Origin of the sequence: Vibrio sp. 10N.286.51.C3 (assembly GCF_003050065.1) — a bacterium.
Lineage (GTDB): Bacteria > Pseudomonadota > Gammaproteobacteria > Enterobacterales > Vibrionaceae > Vibrio > Vibrio crassostreae.
Genome location: NZ_PIGC01000015.1, coordinates 103042 through 123514 on the forward strand (window position 1 = coordinate 103042; position 20473 = coordinate 123514).

Here is a 20473-nt window from a genome sequence, read left to right on the forward strand (position 1 = left end):
AATCTATTACTGTCTGTAAGGGTAAGATAATCGAGTTTGCTAACGAATGAGGTTCATTATTAAGCAAACGTTATCGTTTCTTCAGGTTATTAACCCATTTCTAATCTCAACCTTAGTACAGCCACCAACTCACTTAACAACAAACCACGTGTCCGTCGAGGTTGGTCCTTCAAAAATCGTTAGTTCTATTGATCCCACTTTACCGAAACGAAAAAGGCAGACCTTGTGGCCTGCCCTTATATTTTTCGTTTTATCTAGTGACTAGTCTTTCGACATGCAGTTTAGATTCAACAACATCAATTCACGTAACGCCACTGAGAACTTAGCAAACTCATGAACAGAACCCACTTTGAATTCGTTCAAGATGCTCTCCCAACGATGCAGAGAAACAGAGTTACTTTCCATCCAGTCATCAAGCGCTTTAATCACATCGATGTCTGAAGCACAGCCACAGTTAAGTACTTGGCCAGTTAGCTGACGTTGTTGCCAATCCAGATCTTCTCTGAATGCAGCACGTGCCAGCGCTTGCCAGTTGTTGTCTACAGCTTGGCCATTGATTTGCTTCAAGAACCAATGCAGTGACAAACGGTCGCCAAGGTTGAAGTAAAGCTTAGACGCTTGTTGGACTGTTTTACCTGTTTCACGAGCCACTGTGGATATATCCAGTGCTGAGTACAGGCTAGACAAACGAGCCACTGAATTAGCCAGCTCAGCATTTACACCTTGATCAATCCATAGTTGAGCCATTGCTTGATGCTCTTCTACTTCTGATGCGACTAGGTTTTCGTCCAGTTTTTCAGTAATCGCAGCCACATCACCTTGGTAAAGCTCAATCAATGCGTTCACTGACTGTTTACCCGTACGGTTTCTTAGCAACCAGCGTGCTAGGCGACGAAGCGTACGACGCACATGGTAAAGCAATTCGTATTGAGCTTCAGAACTTGAGATGTTGTCCAGTTCACGGATGCTCTTTAGTACCTTACCTAGACCGTAGATTTCACGTGATGCCGCGTAAGCATTCGCAATATCAACAATGTTCGCGCCCGTCTCTTCTTGCAAACGAGTCACAAAGTTACAGCCCATCTCGTTAACCATTTGGTTAGCAAGCGCAGTTGCAATGATCTCGGCACGTAGTGGATGGTTATCCATGTGCTGGGAGTAGTTACGGCGTAACTCCGTTGGGAAGTATTGCATCAGTTGTTGAGCATGGAACTCATCATTCGCAATATCATCACTTACAAGATCTTCTTTTAGAACCATTTTACCGTAAGCGATCAATACTGATAGCTCAGGTCTTGTTAGTGCTTGGCCTTGCTTCTCACGCTCTAACAGCGTTTCGTCATCTGGGATGTATTCCAAACCACGGTCTAAATACCCTGCTTTTTCCATTGTGTGGATGAAGCGGATTTGCTCTTTCACTAAGCCAACACCTTGATGCTCAGTCACAGAGATGGACTCAGCTTGGCAGTACGCATCATCTAGTACGATTTCACCAACTTCATCTTCCATTGACTCAAGCACTTGGTTACGTTGCTTAACGGTTAGATCACCATTAGACACTAAGCCATTCAAGAAGATCTTAATGTTAACTTCGTTATCCGAGCAATCTACACCACCAACGTTATCAACAAAGTCAGTATTCACTCGACCGCCCGTTAGAGCGTATTCAATACGACCCAATTGAGTCATACCCAAGTTACCGCCTTCACCAACAACCTTAGCTTTTAGGTCACGGCCATCAATACGTAGCACGTCATTTGCACGGTCACCCACATCAGTATGAGTCTCGCTAGAAGACTTAACGTAAGTACCAATACCGCCATTCCAAAGTAGATCAACCTGCATAGACAAGATCGCTTTGATCAAGTCGTTTGGTGCCATAGAAGCTTTCTTGGTACCCAGCATTTTCTGAATTTCAGGTGTTAGGGAAATAGACTTCGCTCGACGAGAGAAGATGCCACCACCTTGAGAAATCAGGTCTTTATTGTAATCTTCCCAGCTTGAACGAGGCAGATTAAACAGACGGTCACGCTCTACCCAGCTTGATGCCGACTCTGGATTCGGGTCAATGAAGATATGCATGTGGTTAAACGCAGCTTGTAAGCGAATATGCTTAGATAGCAGCATACCGTTACCAAATACGTCGCCCGCCATATCACCTACACCAATTGCAGTGAAGTCTGTGCTTTGACAGTTGATGCCCATTTCACGGAAGTGACGTTTAACAGATTCCCAACCACCTTTCGCCGTGATACCCATAGCTTTATGGTCGTAACCGTTAGAACCACCAGAGGCAAACGCGTCACCTAACCAGAAGTTGTACTCTTCAGCTACCGAGTTCGCTAGATCTGAGAATGTCGCGGTACCTTTATCGGCAGCTACAACCAAGTACGGGTCATCTTCATCGTGACGAACAACACTCTTAGGTGGGATAACCTCACCTTCAATGATGTTGTCTGATACGTCTAGTAAGGCACGGATGAAGCGCTTGTAACAACGTTGACCTTCAGCAAAGATCTCATCTCGGCCAGACATAGTGTGTTGACGCTTACAAACAAAACCACCTTTAGCACCAACCGGAACGATAACCGTGTTCTTAACTTGTTGCGCTTTAACTAGACCTAGAATCTCAGTACGGAAGTCCTCTTGACGGTCTGACCAACGTAAACCACCACGTGCTACTTTACCGCCACGTAGATGAACACCCTCAATATCTGGTGCGTAAACGAAGATTTCAAACGCAGGAACCGGCGCAGGGATATCTGGAATCTCGCTTGGTCTCATTTTCAGAGCCAACCAAGGTTTAGACTGCTTGTTCTCATCTACTTGGTAGTAGTTAGTACGAAGCGTTGCAGTGATCATTTCCATGTAGCGACGAATGATACGATCATCATCCAAGCTCTCTACATGATCCAACTGTTCAGTGATCTTCTTAATAAGATCTTGTTGGCCTTTCACGCTGCCCTTCAGTTTAGGATCGAAACGCTTGCCGAATAAGCTCACTAGCCCTTTTGCTAACTCTGGGTAATGAGACAATGTGTCTTCAATGTATTGTTGGCTGAATGGGAAACCCACTTGACGCATGTAACGAGCATAAGCACGTAAAATTGAGATTTCACGGCCAGAAAGACCAGCGCCAAGTACCAAACGGTTGAAACCATCGCTGTCTAACTCACCCGCCCAAATTGCTGCGAACGCTTGTTGGAAAAGATCGCGCGCTTCGCGAAGATCGATAGTCTTATCGCTCTTGTGCAACATCGAGAAATCAAGGATCCAATATGTCACACCATTAGTTTTACGCACTTCATAAGGTGATTCACCAATAACGCGTAGGCCAAAGTTTTCAAGCATTGGCATAACATCAGAAAGGTGAATTGGCTCATCGCTGTGGTAGAACAACTTCAAACGAACTGCTTTTGAATCTGCCGCCTCTTCTTGAGGACGGTAGAAAAGCATACCCAATTTGTTGTCTTCACTTAGTGCTTCTAAACGTTCAATATCCGCAACTGCAGAACCTGGCATCATGTCTTCTTTGTACGAACGTGGGAATGCACGCATGTACTCTTTCGACAATGGAAGACCTTTGCTCTCACCGAAGTTTGCAATGATTGATTCAGACAGACGGTCATCCCACGTAGACGATACTTCCATTAAATTTTGCTCAATTGTTTTCACGTCCACATCCATGTTGTTGTTATCAACACGAACAATATAGTGCGTTCTTGCTAGCGGGCTTTCAGAGAAGTACGTTGTAAATTCAACCTCTTCTTCACAACCAAAGTACTGTTTCAAGATGCGCTGTGTTTGGCGACGAAGCTCAGTGTTGTAACGATCTTTTGTTACGTAAACCATGCAGCTAAAGAAACGACCAAACGGGTCTTTGCGAACAAACAATCGCAGAAGATCGCGATCTTGCATTTGTACTACGCCCGTACCGACTTCTAGTAGCTCTTCTTCTCGAGCTTGCAGCAGTTCATCACGTGGGTAGTTTTCAAGAATGTTGTGCAGCGCTTTGTAAGAGTATGAACCTTCACGGTAACCACTCGCATCCAAAATACGTTCTACTTTCTCGCGAACAAGAGGAATCGTTTCAACGGTTTGGTTATAAACGGCAGATGTGTAAAGGCCAGTAAAGCGGTGCTCACCAATGACCTTACCGTTCTTATCGAACTTCTTAATACCAATGTAATCGTTGTAAGCTGGGCGGTGAATGCGTGAAGCCGTGTTGCCCTTGGTTACGATAAGTACATAAGGCTTTTTCGCTTCAAGGCGTGCCGAATCAGAAAACTCAGATAACTTAACGTTACGTACACGATCTGAGTTCGCAAACAAACCAAGACCTTGCTCCTTGGTCGGTTGCAGTTCAGTGTCGCCGTTAACTGAAACTAGGTCATATTCCTTATAACCCATGAATGTAAAGTTGTGTTCACCTAACCAACGAAGAAACGCCAACGTTTCATCAAAACGTTGGCCATCTACAGGAATGCTCTCTTTCTGCTTTTCTACTTGATTGGTTACTTCTTCAAGTCGTTCTACCATCTTCAACCAATCGTTCACAACTAAGCTAGTATCGGTAAAGATATCCAGTAGCTCCGTTTTAAGCGCTGTCATTTCAGCTTTACTGCTAAGACGGTCAACCTCAATATGGAAAAGCGATTGGAATGCACCTTCGTTATTGCTTACACCGACAACACTGCCCTTATCTGAGCGAGAGATTTGTGTTGGGTTATGAAGCATAAGGTGAGAAGAAAGGTCTAGGCGAGTCAATGCCATTTTTACGGAATCAACAAGGAATGGGCTGTCTGGAACGACTATCTCAACGATAGTATGAGTAGACTGCCAACCTTGACGACTTACCGTCGGGTTGAAAACGCGTACAGAGATTTCGTCGGCTTTCTTTTCATTGATGTGATGCCATAAGCTAACTACAGCACCATATAAATCGGATTCGTTTCTCTGAGTTAGATCGTCGTGAGAAACGTTACTAAACAAGTGTTGAGCAAGTTGAGTTACGAGAGGTCGATGAGCAAGGTCAAGTTTGTCTTGAATCAGCTTGTAAACTTTTTCAAGTAAAACTGGAACCACAGTTTCACGTGCGGTCATAGTCACACTCCACAATTAGAATTATATTTTATTATTAGGGGGATCACTTAAGCTAGTGTTTGAAACGTGCCGCTGAGCGCTTTTCTACTAACGAGTTAAGCAGAGGTAATGCATTCATTTATTGTAAAAGCATTATTGAAAAATAGTTAATTGTTTTGGAGGTGGTAAGAGGTGAAATGTTTGATTATGTGATTAAGATTCCTTTTAACTCACTAGGCACGCCAAGGTTTACAGAGCTTCCAACTTAATAAACTTATTTTTTTGGTCAGTTGTCAGCCTAAACTGCCCTCTAACCCCTATTTGTGTAAGAAATGGTCTGAATCGAGTTGCAGGTAACTGTAAACGTAAACCTGTTGTTGTTATCACTTGAACTTTACTTGCCGCACCAGAATAGCTGGCTAAAAACTGCTGATATGAGATGTTAAGTTGGAAAATATAGCGATTCATACAATACCTGTATAAATATACAGTGCCAGTATTTTTTGGCACTTGACGATGTCTGACTGTGAAACCTAGCTTGAAACTGCTCTAGCTTATCGAAAATTCGATGAACCAGAAACAAAAAATCAGTGGCAGATATTCTCTACCACTGACGACTTTTCTTGATAAGTAAACAGATTTAAGTAAACCGTTACTTGAGAACGTTTAACTTAAGCTTCTAGTGCCTTCGTTACTTTCTCAAATAAGTCTTTAGCTAGGTTGTCCATCCCCTTTAAAGTCTCAAGTTCTTTCTTGATCAGAGCTTGGCGTTCATCATCGTACTTACGGAATTTAAGAAGCGGGTCAATCAGACGTGAAGCAACTTGCGGGTTACTGCTGTTAAGCTCACGCAAGATCTCGCCAGCAAACTCATAGCCCTGACCTGACTTGTCATGGAACTGTACCGGGTTCATGTTTAATAATGAACCAACCAAGTTACGAATTCGATTCGGGTTCTTCAAACTAAACGCTTGATGTGACATCGATGCTTTGATCACTTCAAGAGCATTGGAACTTGGGTTTGTACCTTGTAGAGCAAACCACTTATCCATAACCAGACCATCGTGTTTCCACTTGTCGCTGTAATCCGCCATCAAGGTTTCACGACATGGTAGTTGCGCACTGTTTGCCGCACCCATTGCTGCCATTGTATCGGTCATGTTGTTTGCTTGTTGGTACATTGCAACAACCAAATCGTTACCCTGTTCTGTGTGCGCTAAGTAACTTAGGCAAACTTTACGTAAAGTGCGCTTACCAATCGAATCGTGATCGATTGTGTATTCAGTGAGAGCATTGCTGTGATAAACCGCAGCTAACTCGTCTTCAAGTTCAGCGGCTAATGTTACTTTCATTGAGTTAAGAACAGATGCGACCGCATCAATATCAACACGCTCGTACCAACCTGATACTTCATTATGGCTTGGCAGTGAAAGCATTTCTGCGATAAACGCAGGCTCTAGTGAATCACTCAGCAGTACGCCACGGAATGCATCAACAACAGAATCAGAAAGCTCAAATGCTTGACCCTGTTGAACCTTCTCAACGTTGCTGCGAATGTACTTCGCCAATAGCATTTGACCTGCATCCCAACGAGAGAACTCATTACGCGCATTCACCATCAAGAAGATAAGCTCTTCATCTGAATAGTCGTACTCCAATTTCACTGGCGCAGAGAATTCACGAAGTAGTGATGGGATTGGTTGTTCAGAAACATTTTCAAACACGAAGGTTTGTTCCGCTTCTTTGACATCTAATACGTTATGAACTGGATTTCCGTTACATTGTAACTCAACAACATCACCTGAAGCCGTGTACAGCTCGATATCCAGAGGGATATGCAAAGCCTGCTTTTCAGTTTGCTCATGCGTTGGTGCCGTTACTTGGCGAGTTGTTAACGTGTATTGTTTGTTTTCTGCATCGTAATAACTTTCAACAGACAGCGTCGGCGTACCAGACTGGCTGTACCATAAGCGGAACTGAGATAGGTCAACGCCAGATGCATCTTCCATTGCCGCGACGAAGTCTTCACATGTTGCAGCCGTGCCATCATGACGTTCAAAGTAAAGCTTCATGCCTTTTTGGAAACCGTCTTCACCCAACAATGTGTGGATCATTCGGATCACTTCGCTGCCCTTTTCGTAAACAGTCAATGTGTAGAAGTTATTCATTTCTATCACTTTTTCAGGACGAATTGGGTGTGACATTGGGCTTGCGTCTTCAGCGAATTGTGGCCCGCGAATCATACGAACGTTGCTGATTCGGTTTACTGCGCGAGAGCCAAGATCAGACGAGAACTCCTGATCGCGGAATACCGTTAGGCCTTCTTTCAAGCTCAGCTGAAACCAGTCGCGACAAGTCACTCGGTTGCCGGTCCAGTTATGGAAATATTCATGACCGATTACTGCTTCAATACCAAGGTAATCTGTATCCGTTGCAGTTTGGTCGTTTGCTAGAACAAACTTAGAGTTAAATACGTTCAGGCCTTTGTTTTCCATCGCACCCATGTTGAAGAAATCAACGGCTACGATCATGTATATGTCTAAGTCGTATTCAAGATTGAAACGCTCTTCGTCCCACTTCATTGAGTTAATCAAAGAAACCATCGCGTGGTTTGCACGGTCTAGATTGCCTTTATCAACAAAGATTTCTAGGTCAACTTTGCGACCCGATTGTGTAGTGTATGCGTCACGAAGTACATCGAAGTCACCCGCAACTAAAGCAAATAGGTATGCCGGCTTGGGATGTGGGTCTTGCCACTTCACCCAATGACGACCGTTTTCAGCTTCGCCTTCATCTACACGGTTACCATTGCTTAATAAGAATGGGTTTTCTGCTTTGTCTGCGATTACTGTGGTGGTGAATTTCGCCAACACATCTGGGCGATCCATGTAATAAGTAATACGACGGAAACCTTCGGCTTCACACTGAGTACAGAACGCACCACCCGACTTATACAAGCCTTCAAGTGCACTATTCCCTTCAGGGTTAACTTCAGTAACGATGGTTAGAGTAAATTCTTTTGGAAGGTCATTCAGCGTCAGTTGAGTTTCAGACTGCTCGTACTGAGTCCATTCGTTGCCTTCAACCAAAACAGAAACCAACTTCAAGCCTTCACCATCAAGTACTAATGTCGCGCTGTCTTTCTCCTGCTTAACACTAGAAATAGCCGTAACAATGGATGCTGAATCGTATAAATCGAAAGTAAGATCGATATCAGAAATAGTGTGAGATGGTGATTGATAATCTTTACGATACTTGGCTTGAGGTGTATGTGCCATGACGGGTTCCTTTTGATCGTTATACGTAATCATTTGTTAACTGTATATATCTAAAGGTTGAACGCCAAGAACACAAGAGGAATATTAAAAAAAGGAGGCATTGTAAGAAAATGCCTCCATGTTTTGCTATTTTATCAATCAAATCAGAAAGGAAAGGCTAAGAAATGAACTGTGTACCATATTTTCAACGAGCCGATGTTATGGATAAAACTCGTACTTAACGTATGCGATTAAGCACTGCGAACATGTCTCCCTCTTCACCTTGCAGCGTCAACACATCACTGTTCAGTGTATATCGAGTACCGTGTTCACCGTTCTCATAAAGTAACACTAGCTGGTCGCCTTCGGTGTAATACACACCGCGACGAATGACTTCACCGCCTTCTTCATCTGATACTCGAAACATGAAAATAAAATCAGGTTGAAGCACTAAATCCATTTTTTGAATGTTACTCGCACGCAAATCGCTTCCAGACAGTTCGGCGCTTGACCATATTCCAGCCAGAGCGTTGGGCAAGGCTTTGGTGAACATAACACCATTAAGATTCAGCATATTATGATTGCTGCTGTACGCGTAAACTTGGGGCTCAGAAGTATTCAAACCCAAAATAATCGTATCTTCATTGGCGTTATACAAACCTTCCCAATGATCAACACTATAGTCTTTCTTTTGGATATCGATAGTGAATGAGTAATTTGAATCGAGAGTGAGTTTGATTGCTCTAAAGTTTTCAGTACCTTGCTCAGGATCTGGATTCATCAAATACCAATCGCCAAGCAACAGAGGAAGGTCAAAATGAGATAGATTACTATCACTTTTTGATTGTTGACTGTTCGAAGCAACCTCGCTCCCAAAAGCAACAAAACTTAAACAAGATAAAATTAGTAGAATCCATTTCATACGCGCCCCCTCGTTTTCTTTAAGCTTAGGCTCGTAATGATTAGAAAGCGAAAAAATATGATCCAAGTCACTAAATTTTAAGTGCGAAGTAACTTAAATGTCATTATTCAACGAAAAACAGAGCTAAATGCCCCTTAATATTGCGTGTTCTTTACGACAATCTCAACGGTTACAATCAGATATTCCTGTCAAATCATAGACACAAAAAAAGCGAGCCTAAGCTCGCTTTTTAAAATAGTACGTCTTTTAACAGGCATTCTGTTTATTTCTTGATCATATCCAGCATGATAGCAACTGATTCATCAAGATAAGCATCCGGGGCTTCGTAGTCTTTTGGAATATCATCCAACGTTTTAAATGCCTCTAATTTAGCAGCTTTTTGACGTTGGTTAATACGCTCTAGACGAAGCGCATCCGCATCATCACTCTCTTGTTGACGAACCTTTTCATTAAGAGAAAGGTCGTTGTCGTCTTTATCTGCCTTATATTTTTCAATATCTTGCGCGATAAAGCCAAATTCCATGTCTGTTGCGATACGAGCTTGGTGTTTAGCCGTCAACGCTGCGATTTGCTCATCGTTACGCTGTAACACTGAGTACTTCGCTTTGTCGATGCTGTCCCAAGGAAGAGCATTGTCTTCAACACTTTCACCAGTATCGGCAGGATCAATTGGCGTTGGGTAAGCAATATCAGGCACTACGCCCTTGTTTTGCGTACTACCACCATTGATTCGGTAGAATTTCTGGATTGTGTATTGAACGTAACCCAACTCTTTATCGAACAAATCATAAATATGATTCAAAGAGCGATGCTGTTGCACCGTACCTTTACCGAAAGAGTTTTCACCCAAGATAATTGCACGACCGTAATCTTGCATCGCTGCTGCAAAGATTTCAGATGCTGAAGCACTATAGCGATTCACCAATACCGTTAACGGACCTTGGTAACTGATTTGGCCATCGGTATCACTGTTCACTTTAACACGACCGTAGCTATCACGAACCTGAACAACAGGTCCCTCTTTGATAAACAAACCAGAGAGTTCGGTTGCTTCAGTCAGTGCACCACCACCATTGTTTCGAAGGTCAACAATAATACCTTCAACACCTTGCTCTTTAAGCTCGGTGATCAGTTTATCGGTATCTTTAGAAAGGCCAACATAGAAACTTGGTACTTCTAGTACGCCAATCTTCTTGCCATCTTTCTCGATAACTTCTGACTTAACAGCGCGGTCTTCTAAACGAATCTTATCGCGTACAATTGTGACAACGTGACTTTTTGCATCTTTACCGTCTGGCAAGATCTGTAGCTTAACTTTAGTCCCTTTCGGTCCTTTAATTAATTGCACTACATCGTCTAAACGCCAGCCGATAACATCAACAATCTCTTCACCATCTTGACCAACTCCAACAATACGGTCGCCATCGCTCAATTGTTTGCTATTTGACGCAGGGCCACCAGCAACTAAAGATCGAATAACGGTGTAGTCGTCTGTCATCTGAAGTACAGCACCAATACCTTCTAGAGATAGATTCATCTCGGATTGGAATTGCTCTGCATTTCTTGGAGAAAGGTAACTGGTGTGCGGATCAACTTCTCGCGCGAATGCGTTCATGTAGATTTGGAAAGCATCTTCGTTGTGCGATTGCGTAATACGCTTCATCGCATTGTTGTAACGCTTTTCCAAAACTTCTTGAATCTCTGGCCACTCTTTACCAGTAAGTTTTAGATTCAACGCATCGTATTTAACGCGTTTTCTCCAAAGCTCATTCACTTCAGCGATATCTTTTGGCCATTCCGCTTCGCTACGATTTAGCTCAATACTTTCATCGGTATCAAACTTAATCTCTGTATCTAGCAAAGACAATGCATATTGAAAACGTTCAAAACGCTTCTGCATAGACAAATTATAAACATCGAATGCAATCTGGTTATTACCCGCTTTCAGTTGATCATCAATTTGTGTAGATGACGCAGCGAAAGAGTCAATATCAGCTTGAGTGAAGATATTACGATTATAATCCAGCATCTCTAAGTAACGATTAAAGATAGCTTGAGAGAAATCATCGTTGAGATTGAAGTGTTTATAGTGAGAACGAGTAAATCGAGAAGTAACACGTTTACTAGCAGTTTCGTGTTGGACCTCAGGAGCGAGTAGAGGTAAATCGTCCTGATCTAATTTGGCTTCGAGAGCCTGAGCTGAAGCTGCTAGCCAAAAGCTAGCAGCAATCAGTGTCAATTTTGAACGGCATTTCATGCGTAGGAGTATCTCCTTTAAGCGCGCAAGTGCTCCGCTTTAACAACCATTTGTAGGCCGTTTGCTAACTGAACACGCACATCTTCCTTATTGATTTCAACAATGGTCGCAGCCATGTTTCCTTTACCCATGTTCACATTTACTTCTTTGCCAGCGATGAATTCGTCAGCGTTCAAAGCGCGTGTTTCTACAGGCTTTTCTACTTTTGGTGCTTTAGGCGCTTGACGACGAGGCTGTTGAGCTTTCTTCGCCTTAGGTTTCGCTTTGCCTTCTTCACGAGCTTTTTGTGCTTGTTCTTTACGACGAGCCTGAACTTTCGCTTTGCTTTCTGCAAGTGTAGCTTTAGCGTGTTCAACGTGCTCTTCTTCTAGAGTGCCACACGCGTTGCCGTCTAAGTCAACACGTTCTGCGCCAGCTTTTACGCCGTGCAGGTAACGCCATGATGATGTGTACTGTCTTAACGCTGCACGAAGCTGAGTCTTACTTACTTTTTCATCTTCATTAAGACGTTCAGCAAGATCTTGAAAAATACCAATTTTAAGTGGCTTCGCTTCACCTTCTAGAGTAAAGCATTTAGGGAAACATTCAGCAATATATGCGATAACTTCTTTGCTGTTTTTTAACTTTTCAGTGTTTTCCATGTGGGTTCCTGGTTTTTGCGGTTTTCCGCGAGCATTAAGAAAATATTTTTACGTATTATAGAGAGATGCTTGGGAAAAACCACAGTAAGAGAATAATTTATGCCTTGTTCGCGTGCGAATTAAGCAGCTTTTCCACTTCTGCCATGAAAAATGTCAATCCGTCCTCGTCAATTTGAGAAAAACGGCCAACATTTGGGCTATCGATATCAAGAACACCCGCTATTTTTCCACCAATAGAGAACGGAATTACGATTTCAGAGTTACTTGCAGCGTCACAAGCGATATGACCTTCGAACTCATGAACATCATGAATACGCTGAACGGTATTCGTCGCAACCGCAGTTCCACACACTCCACGCCCTACCGGAATTCGCACACAAGCAGGTTGACCTTGGAAAGGACCCAGTACAAGTTCGTCTTTTTCCTTAGCTTGATCCTGCTTCATTAAATAGAAACCCGCCCAATTCAAGTCATCCAATTCCATGAATAATAATGAACTGATGTTAGCAAGATTAGCAGTTAGATCGATTTCTGATTCAATTAATGCAACGGCTTGTTTGGTTAAGCGTTGGTAATGTTCTATTTTCATATTAACTTCCAATTAAATTGAGACTTCCATTATCAAGAGAACGCAGTAGAATGCGACCATCAAACTAAATAGGACTTATTCTCATTACAATGAACGATTCAGAAGACACTATTAGCCGTTCTTGGTTAATAACTCAAGTAAAAAAACACAAGTCCAAATTACTGTTTGCTAACATTATTGCCATACTTGCAACTCTCATCAGTGTCCCTATCCCGTTGCTCATGCCATTAATGGTTGATGAAGTATTACTTGATAAGCCGGCTTCTGGCTTAGATATGATGAACCACCTACTTCCAACATCGTTGCAGACACCCACTGGCTATATTGCACTGACTTTACTGTTAGTCATTATCATGCGTACCGTTAGCCAAGCGTTGAACATTCTACAAGGGCGTCAATTCACGCTCGTCTCCAAAACAATTACCTATCAAATGCGTAGCAAGATGATAGATAAACTTGGCCGTATTAGTATTCGACAATACGAGACCAAAGGCAGCGGCGGCATTAATGCTCACCTAATAACAGACATAGAGACAATCGATAAGTTCATTGGCTCAACGCTCTCTAAGTTCCTCATCAGCTTCTTAACTGTGTTCGGCACCGCGATCGTGTTGTTATGGTTAGAATGGCGTTTAGGGTTGTTCATTCTACTGGTCAATCCTGTTGTTATTTATTTCTCTCGTAAACTAGGCAGCAAGGTTAAGCACCTTAAAAAGTACGAGAACCAATCTTTCGAACGTTTTCAGAATCGCTTGGTGGAAACCTTAGATGGTATTTATCAGCTGCGTGCAGCGAATAAAGAACGCATTTTTCTCGATGAGCTTAAGATTCAAGCAAACCAAGTAAGAATCGATGCCGACAAATACGCTTGGCAATCTGAAGCTGCTGGCCGCGTTTCGTTTCTCCTCTTCTTGTTAGGTTTCGAGCTTTTCCGCGCTGTCGCTATGCTAATGGTTCTATTCAGTGACTTAACCATTGGTCAGATTTTTGCGGTATTTGGTTACTTATGGTTCATGTTGGGCCCGGTTCAAGAGCTGCTAGGGATTCAATTCTCTTGGTATAGTGCAAAAGCGGCACTGCAACGCATCAACGATCTACTTCAATTAGAAGAAGAGAAGCGCCCGATTAGCAAAGTAAACCCGTTTTATGAAGATCAAGAAGTGACAGTCGACATCGAAGACGTTACATTCTCTTACACATTAGAAAACACTGTTTTAAATAGGCTATCACTACACATCCCTGCAGGTAAGAAAGTCGCTTTGGTGGGTGCGAGTGGTGGTGGTAAATCTACCTTAATCCAGTTGCTAATTGGGGTTTACCAAGCGGACTCAGGTTGCATTCGCTATAACGGTGAAACAACCGACGACATCAGCTTTGATGTAATACGTAATCAAATTGCCGTTGTTTTACAACAACCTATACTCTTTAACGATACATTGAGGCATAATCTGACCCTTGGTGCTGAATACGATGAAATGTCGTTGTGGCGTGCGCTTGAAGTCTCTCAAATGCAAGATGTCATCAAGCAACTCAGCAATGGCTTAGATACACAGATTGGTAGGAATGGCGTCCGACTGTCTGGCGGTCAACGACAACGCTTAGCAATAGCTCGTATGGTGCTGAGCAATCCTAAGTTTGTTATTCTTGATGAAGCGACATCTGCACTCGATACAGCAACAGAGTCAGCACTGCATAAAGCGTTGAGCGAGTTTTTGAAAGATCGCACAACTTTGATAGTGGCTCATCGATTATCAGCGGTGAAACAAGCCGATCTAATCTATGTTTTAGAAGATGGGCAAGTCACACAAACGGGAACACATGGTGAATTGGTTGAACAACAAGGACTTTATCAAACACTCTACGGCAGTGTGCAATCGCACGCCTGATGTTTGTAGTCCTAAGCATTTAAGTCGGGCATCGAGCCTAACTGACGTTTCAACTTGGGAGGTCGCGTGACCTCCCCATTCCCCACCAACCCTTTATCAACTCAGCATCAATGCGATAGTAGCTCAGTGCGCCTTTGTCAGGGCTGCGAACTCCCCGTTGATAAAATGGACATCCCTTTAGGGAAATCCGCTTACTGCCCAAGGTGTGGCACTCAGCTTTATAGAGGCGGCACCCCTAGCCTGTCTGGAAACCTAGCAATCGCTGTCACTTGTTTATTGCTATTTATCCCATCGCACTTTTTCGAATTCATCAGTATTCGCTTGATTGGTGTCATGATACCCGCGACTTTACCATCCGGCGTCTTTACCTTAATGGGCGAAGGTTTCCCTTTGCTTGGTTTGCTGATTCTGTTCTGCAGTTCGATCGCTCCGTTGCTTGTATGTAGCTCGGTGCTCATCACCCATGTATCACTGCGTTTTAAGATCTTCACACCCTTTCGCTATGCATTAGCCATTATTCAGACCCTCAAACATTGGATGATGTTGGATGTGTTTCTGGTAAGTTTGGCGGTCTCATGTTTCAAACTGAAAGATTACTCAGATATTTTTGTAGGCCCAGGATTGGTTGGCTTGATTCTTCTGCAACTTTTCAGCGTATTATTGGTAAGCCGTATCAGTGTGCGTCGCTACTGGGAAGCTTGGGCAAAAGAATCGGACTACTCTTTTGCTGAAAGTAAGAACATACACTGTCACAACTGCCACCTATCTCAACCGGATGGACATACTTGCGTGCGTTGTCACCATGACTTATACCACCGCAAGCCCTACTCTATACAGAAGACATGGGCTCTGCTGTTTGCCGCATCAGTGGCTATTGTGCCAGCCAACGTTATTCCGATTTCTATCCTTATAACAAACGGACAAAGGCTAGAAGACACCATAATTTCTGGTGTCGCGTCGCTGATAAATAGCGATATGTACGGCATTGCAGCGATCATTTTCATTGCCAGTATCGTAGTGCCCGTCGCGAAAATACTCGGCCTCGCGTACATCTTAATCTGTATCAAGATGAAGCGCGCCGTTTACCACAGACAACGCATGACCATCTATTTCATTGTGAAATGGGTGGGGAAATGGTCGGTGATGGACCTGTTCGTTATTTCGATCATGATGACCTTGGTCGACCGTGGACAGATTTTAAACTTTACACCAGGTTATGGTGCAGTCGCTTTTGGCGTCGTAGTTGTTCTCACGATGCTGGCAGCGGAAAGCTTAGATCCTAGGCTAATTTGGGATAACTATACCTCTAAAGATGAGTCAGTGAATGAACAACGATAACCAATCACAAACGTCATATTCACCAGAAGTAAGGAAAAACAAAGGCATCTCACCTTTGTGGATTCTACCGATATTAACCGTTGCATTAGCCGGTTGGTTGGTCATGAAATCGATACACGATGCTGGGCAACGTGTGCAGATATACTTCTCAGATGCCGCAGGTTTAGTCGCAGGTCGAACAACGATTCGTTACCAAGGCTTAGAGGTGGGTATGGTGCGTGACATCACCTTGTCCAAAGATTTATCGAGCATCTACGTTGATGCTGACATCTACCCAGAAGCGAAGAAGCTTCTCTCAAAAGGCACTCGTTTTTGGCTTGTGAAGCCAACGGCAAGTTTGTCGGGTATCTCAGGGTTAGACGCTCTTGTTTCAGGTAACTATATTGCTATACACCCGAGCGAAACCAAAGAAGACCCAGAAACCGTTTTCCAAGCCTTAGAATCATCCCCTTCCGACTTACTGGCTTCTGAAGGTTTGAATATTTCACTGACGACCAAAGATCTAGGCGGTGTGTCTGTTGGTTCTCAAATCGTTTACCGCAAAATTCCAATTGGTGAGGTTTACAACTACCAACTAAACGACAACGCTAAATCCGTTACGATTCAAGCATCGATTAAAGACGAATACAGCCATATCATCACCGACCAAAGCCGCTTTTGGAATGTCAGTGGTTTGGGTGCAAGTATTGGTTTTTCTGGTGTTGATGTTCGCTTAGAAAGCCTAAGTGCATTGCTTGGCGGTTCAATTGCGGTCGACTCTCCGGGAGAAGGCCAACCGGTTGAGATGAATACCAAGTTCAAGCTCTACCCAGATTTGAAAACAGCGGGTCGTGGTATCTCTATCAAGATCGCCGTTCCCGATGATAACAAGATCAGTGCAACGGGTGCTCCGATCATGTATCGCGGCATCGAAATCGGTCAAATTACCGATTTATCGTTAAGCGAAGGTCGCGAAAACGTCGTTGCATCTGCCGCTATCCAACCGGCATTCAGTGACTTTTTGAATAGCGGCAGTAAATTCGTTCTAGAAGAAGCAGAACTATCGCTTACAGGCATGAAAAATATTGCCAACTTAGTGACAGGTAACTTTTTAACCTTGGTACCGGGTGAAGGTGAAAAAGCACGTCGATTTACTGCGATCCGTAAAAACGAGTTCAGTCAGGAACAAGAAAAGTCGGTCGCGATTCGCTTAACCTCAAACAATTCATTCGGGCTGGATGTCGGTACACAGCTTCTTTACAAAGGTATTGCTGTTGGCTCTATCATCCATGTGGGATTGGTTGATGGTGTTGGGACGGGCTCTGATAAGCACGAAGTGTTCATGGATGCACTTATCGATAATGAATACGCGCACCTTATCAAAAGCCACAACCGTTTCTTTGTGACAGGCAGTGCGACGGCAGAGCTAACCGAGTCAGGCTTGAGTGTTACGGTCCCACCGGCGAAGCAGCTTCTTACTGGCTCAATTAGCTTTGTGAGTGAAGGAAAATCTGAGGCTAGAACGAATTACCAGCTTTTCCAAAGTAAATCGTTAGCAGAAATCGCCAAGTTTAATCAGTCTGGTTCAAAGACGCTTTCGTTGTTTGCGAGTGAACTGCCATCAATTTCTAAAGGCAGCCCACTACTCTACCGCAACCTACAAGTGGGTAGTATTTCTGATTTTCAGCTTGCAGACGGTGGCGTAAGAATTAAGGTCACGATCGAAAATCGTTACACGCACTTACTCAATAAACATACCGTTTTCTGGAACCGTTCAGGCGTTGAGGTTGATGCGTCGCTATCGGGTATAAGTATTAAAGCTGCACCGGTTAAAACCCTTATCCAAGGCGGTATTGCTTTTGACTCTCTGCCGGGAATCGACAACAAACTCGGCGATGTGTGGAAGCTTTATAAAGATTCGAAATCCGCTCGAAAATTTGGCCGCGCGATTACCATCACCTCTTCCGGCGATCAAGAAGTCAGCAAGGGCATGGCGATCAAATATCAAGGTGTCACTGTTGGTGAGGTTACTTTGGTGATTCCGAACTTCAACAAGGGCGGTATTGAAATTACTGCGCGTATTTTACCAGAGTACGTCGACAAGATTGCCGTGGCGAACAGTCACTTCTGGTTAGCTGAACCTGAGATTGGCCTTAACGGCATCAAAAACGTCTCTGCGCTGCTCTCTAAGCACATAAATGTAGATCCTGGCAAAGGCGAAAGAAACACGAAATTTAAGCTCAGCAAAGGACCAGAGCAGCCTGAAGGTAAGATATTCCAGCTACAAAGCGAAACGCGAGGCTCGGTATCTGAAGGCACACCTATCCTATTCCGTGAGCTAGAAATCGGCAGTGTTATCGATGTTCAGCTAGGCGAGTTTGCTGACCGTATCATCTCTACAATTCAAATCGAGCCAGACTATGCCTACCTAATCCGCGCAAACACTGTGTTCTGGAACGTATCGGGCGTCGATGTCTCTATCGGTCTGTCAGGCGCAAACATCAAAGCTGGAACGGTAGACAGTTTATTACGAGGTGGTATTACATTCTCAACGCCACCGACGAATGAACTTCAACCAGTGGCAAGCGAAGATCAGTCTTTCTACCTCTATCCTAAAGCCGAAGATGAGTGGAAGTCATGGAGAACTGCGATTCCTCGCCCATAGTGAATCCCCTGACATTCCAGGAAGATTAATTCTTCATCAAAATGCAGCCATTAGGCTGCATTTTTGTTGTTTGCTGTAAATATGGTTTAGGGCGGCCTCATTTTGCTTTAAACTCCACGCATTAATGCAATAAATCGAGATACTCTTTTGCACGCTAACGTATATATTCCTGAAGAATTCCTAACGCACATCGAAGCAATCATGCCTAGTCATCTAGATATGGCTTCTTTTGTCGCATCATGCCAAAAACCACTTCGTAAAAGTATTCGAGTCAACACATTGAAAATCAGTGTTGAAGACTTCCTAGTACGAGCAAAAGAGAAAGGCTGGGAACTGGAACCTGTACCTTGGTGCGAAACGGGCTTTTGGATTACAGCGGACGAAAGTGAAGCGCCACTAGGTAATACGGCAGAACACATGTCTGGTCTTTTCTACATCCAAGAAGCCAGCTCGATGATGCCACCTTCGGCACTTTTCCAAGGCGAAGCTGATTACCAAGCGGTGTTAGACACAGCGGCTGCACCCGGTTCTAAAACAACGCAAATCGCTGCGCTAATGAATAATCGCGGCGTATTGGTTGCCAACGAATACGCAGCAAGCCGTGTGAAAGTCCTTCACGCTAACATTGAACGTTGTGGCGTTCGTAATGCAGCTCTAAGTAACTTTGACGGCCGTGTATTTGGTGGATGGCTACCAGAACAATTTGATGCTGTACTGCTTGATGCACCCTGCTCTGGCGAAGGTACCATTCGTAAAGACGCTGATGCGATGAAGAACTGGACGTATCAATCTGTGGTCGACATTGCCGACACGCAAAAAGATCTGATTGAAAGTGCATTCCACGCGCTTAAACCTAATGGTGTGTTGGTTTACTCAACGTGTACGCTTAGCACCGAAGAGAACCAACAAGTGTGTCATCACTTAAAAGAGACCTTTGGTGATGCGGTTGAATTCGAATCTCTGGAGTCACTGTTCGACAACGCAAAAGCAACCACGACAGAGGAAGGTTTCCTTCATATCTTCCCACAGGTGTATGACTCAGAAGGTTTCTTCGTTGCACGTATCCGCAAGCTAGCGTCTGTGACACCACCAGAAGTTAAAAAGCGTATGGGTAAATTCCCATTTGAAAAAGTATCAAAGAAAACTCAGCAAGAAGTCGCTGAACAACTAATAAGTGCTCTCGATATCGAACTGCCAAGTGACACTCAAGTTTGGATTCGTGACAAAGACGTTTGGCTATTCCCAGAAGCGCTCGAGCCAATGATCGGTGAATTCCGCTTCTCTCGTATGGGCATCAAGATCGCAGAAACTCATAAAAAGGGTTACCGCTGGCAACACCAAGTGGCAACGACGCTAGCCACAGGCAATGAAGCCAACATTGTAGACCTGAGCATCCAAGACGCTCGTGAGTGGTTCATGGGACGAGATGTTCGCCCGGAAGGCTTGTCAGGTAAAGGCGAAGTACTAGTGAAGTACAATGGTGCAATCATCGGCCTTGGTAAGTGGGTTGGCAACCGAGTGAAGAATGGTTTACCACGCGAACTCGTCCGCGATAAGAACCTTTTCTAGTCGCTCGATAAAAGCTCGCACTGTAATGAAAAAACAAAAAGCCCAAACAACGTTAATTGTTTGGGCTTTTTCTATTCTTGTCGGCAACTTTATTTCGAGGGAAAGCATTGTAAATCAATAGTTAATTATACAAATATCAATTCAAGTCACTATTTTTAATAACAAAAATCGCTTATTGGAGAATTTAAACTAGACTTCAATCTAACAGTTAAAGAATTAAAACGATTAGCGTAGGCTCTTCGGAGCCCTTTCCCCTAAGCCCAAACAGGAAGGTTTGGGCTTTTTTTT

General features: G+C 43.7%; 11 protein-coding genes. 4 read left to right on the forward strand and 7 right to left on the reverse strand.

Annotated features, from left to right (window positions below):
- Positions 1-261 precede the first annotated feature (261 nt).
- The 7 genes from CWO27_RS16585 to CWO27_RS16615 form a co-directional block, all read right to left on the reverse strand.
- Entirely contained in the window at positions 262-5103 is a 4842-nt protein-coding gene (locus CWO27_RS16585; protein WP_102432711.1) for an NAD-glutamate dehydrogenase, read from the reverse strand.
- 228 nt (positions 5104-5331) lie between these two features.
- Positions 5332-5550, reverse strand: a complete 219-nt coding sequence (locus tag CWO27_RS16590) for a DUF2835 domain-containing protein (RefSeq protein ID WP_004733645.1) — start codon at positions 5548-5550, stop codon at positions 5332-5334.
- Between the two features lie 203 nt (positions 5551-5753).
- Entirely contained in the window at positions 5754-8360 is a 2607-nt protein-coding gene (gene pepN, locus CWO27_RS16595) for an aminopeptidase N (protein ID WP_107899239.1), read from the reverse strand.
- Positions 8361-8577: 217 nt separating this feature from the next.
- Positions 8578-9261 (reverse strand): hypothetical protein, encoded by a 684-nt coding sequence (locus tag CWO27_RS16600; RefSeq protein ID WP_048660785.1) that lies wholly within the window; start codon positions 9259-9261, stop codon positions 8578-8580.
- Between the two features lie 262 nt (positions 9262-9523).
- Positions 9524-11518 carry a carboxy terminal-processing peptidase gene (gene prc, locus CWO27_RS16605; RefSeq protein WP_048660784.1) on the reverse strand — a complete coding sequence of 665 codons (1995 nt, stop codon included), beginning with the start codon at positions 11516-11518 and terminating at the stop codon, positions 9524-9526.
- A 17-nt stretch (positions 11519-11535) separates the two neighbouring features.
- Positions 11536-12159 carry an RNA chaperone ProQ gene (gene proQ / locus CWO27_RS16610; protein ID WP_017057223.1) on the reverse strand — a complete coding sequence of 208 codons (624 nt, stop codon included), beginning with the start codon at positions 12157-12159 and terminating at the stop codon, positions 11536-11538.
- Between the two features lie 97 nt (positions 12160-12256).
- Positions 12257-12748, reverse strand: coding sequence for a GAF domain-containing protein (locus CWO27_RS16615; RefSeq protein WP_057622357.1), 492 nt, complete (start codon positions 12746-12748; stop codon positions 12257-12259).
- Between the two features lie 89 nt (positions 12749-12837).
- Between CWO27_RS16615 and CWO27_RS16620 the strand changes: the two genes are divergently transcribed.
- The 4 genes from CWO27_RS16620 to rsmF all read left to right on the forward strand — a co-directional run bounded on the left by CWO27_RS16620 (position 12838) and on the right by rsmF (position 20185).
- Positions 12838-14634: an ABC transporter ATP-binding protein gene (locus tag CWO27_RS16620; RefSeq protein ID WP_102432715.1), complete on the forward strand. Its 1797-nt coding sequence runs from the start codon at positions 12838-12840 to the stop codon at positions 14632-14634.
- Between the two features lie 54 nt (positions 14635-14688).
- Positions 14689-15972, forward strand: a complete 1284-nt coding sequence (locus tag CWO27_RS16625) for a paraquat-inducible protein A (RefSeq protein ID WP_107899240.1) — start codon at positions 14689-14691, stop codon at positions 15970-15972.
- Entirely contained in the window at positions 15959-18616 is a 2658-nt protein-coding gene (locus CWO27_RS16630) for an MlaD family protein (RefSeq protein WP_107899241.1), read from the forward strand. Before CWO27_RS16625 ends, CWO27_RS16630 begins: the two co-directional genes overlap by 14 nt.
- Positions 18617-18763: 147 nt before the next feature.
- Positions 18764-20185, forward strand: coding sequence for a 16S rRNA (cytosine(1407)-C(5))-methyltransferase RsmF (gene rsmF, locus CWO27_RS16635; RefSeq protein WP_102432716.1), 1422 nt, complete (start codon positions 18764-18766; stop codon positions 20183-20185).
- The last annotated feature ends 288 nt before the right edge of the window (positions 20186-20473 follow it).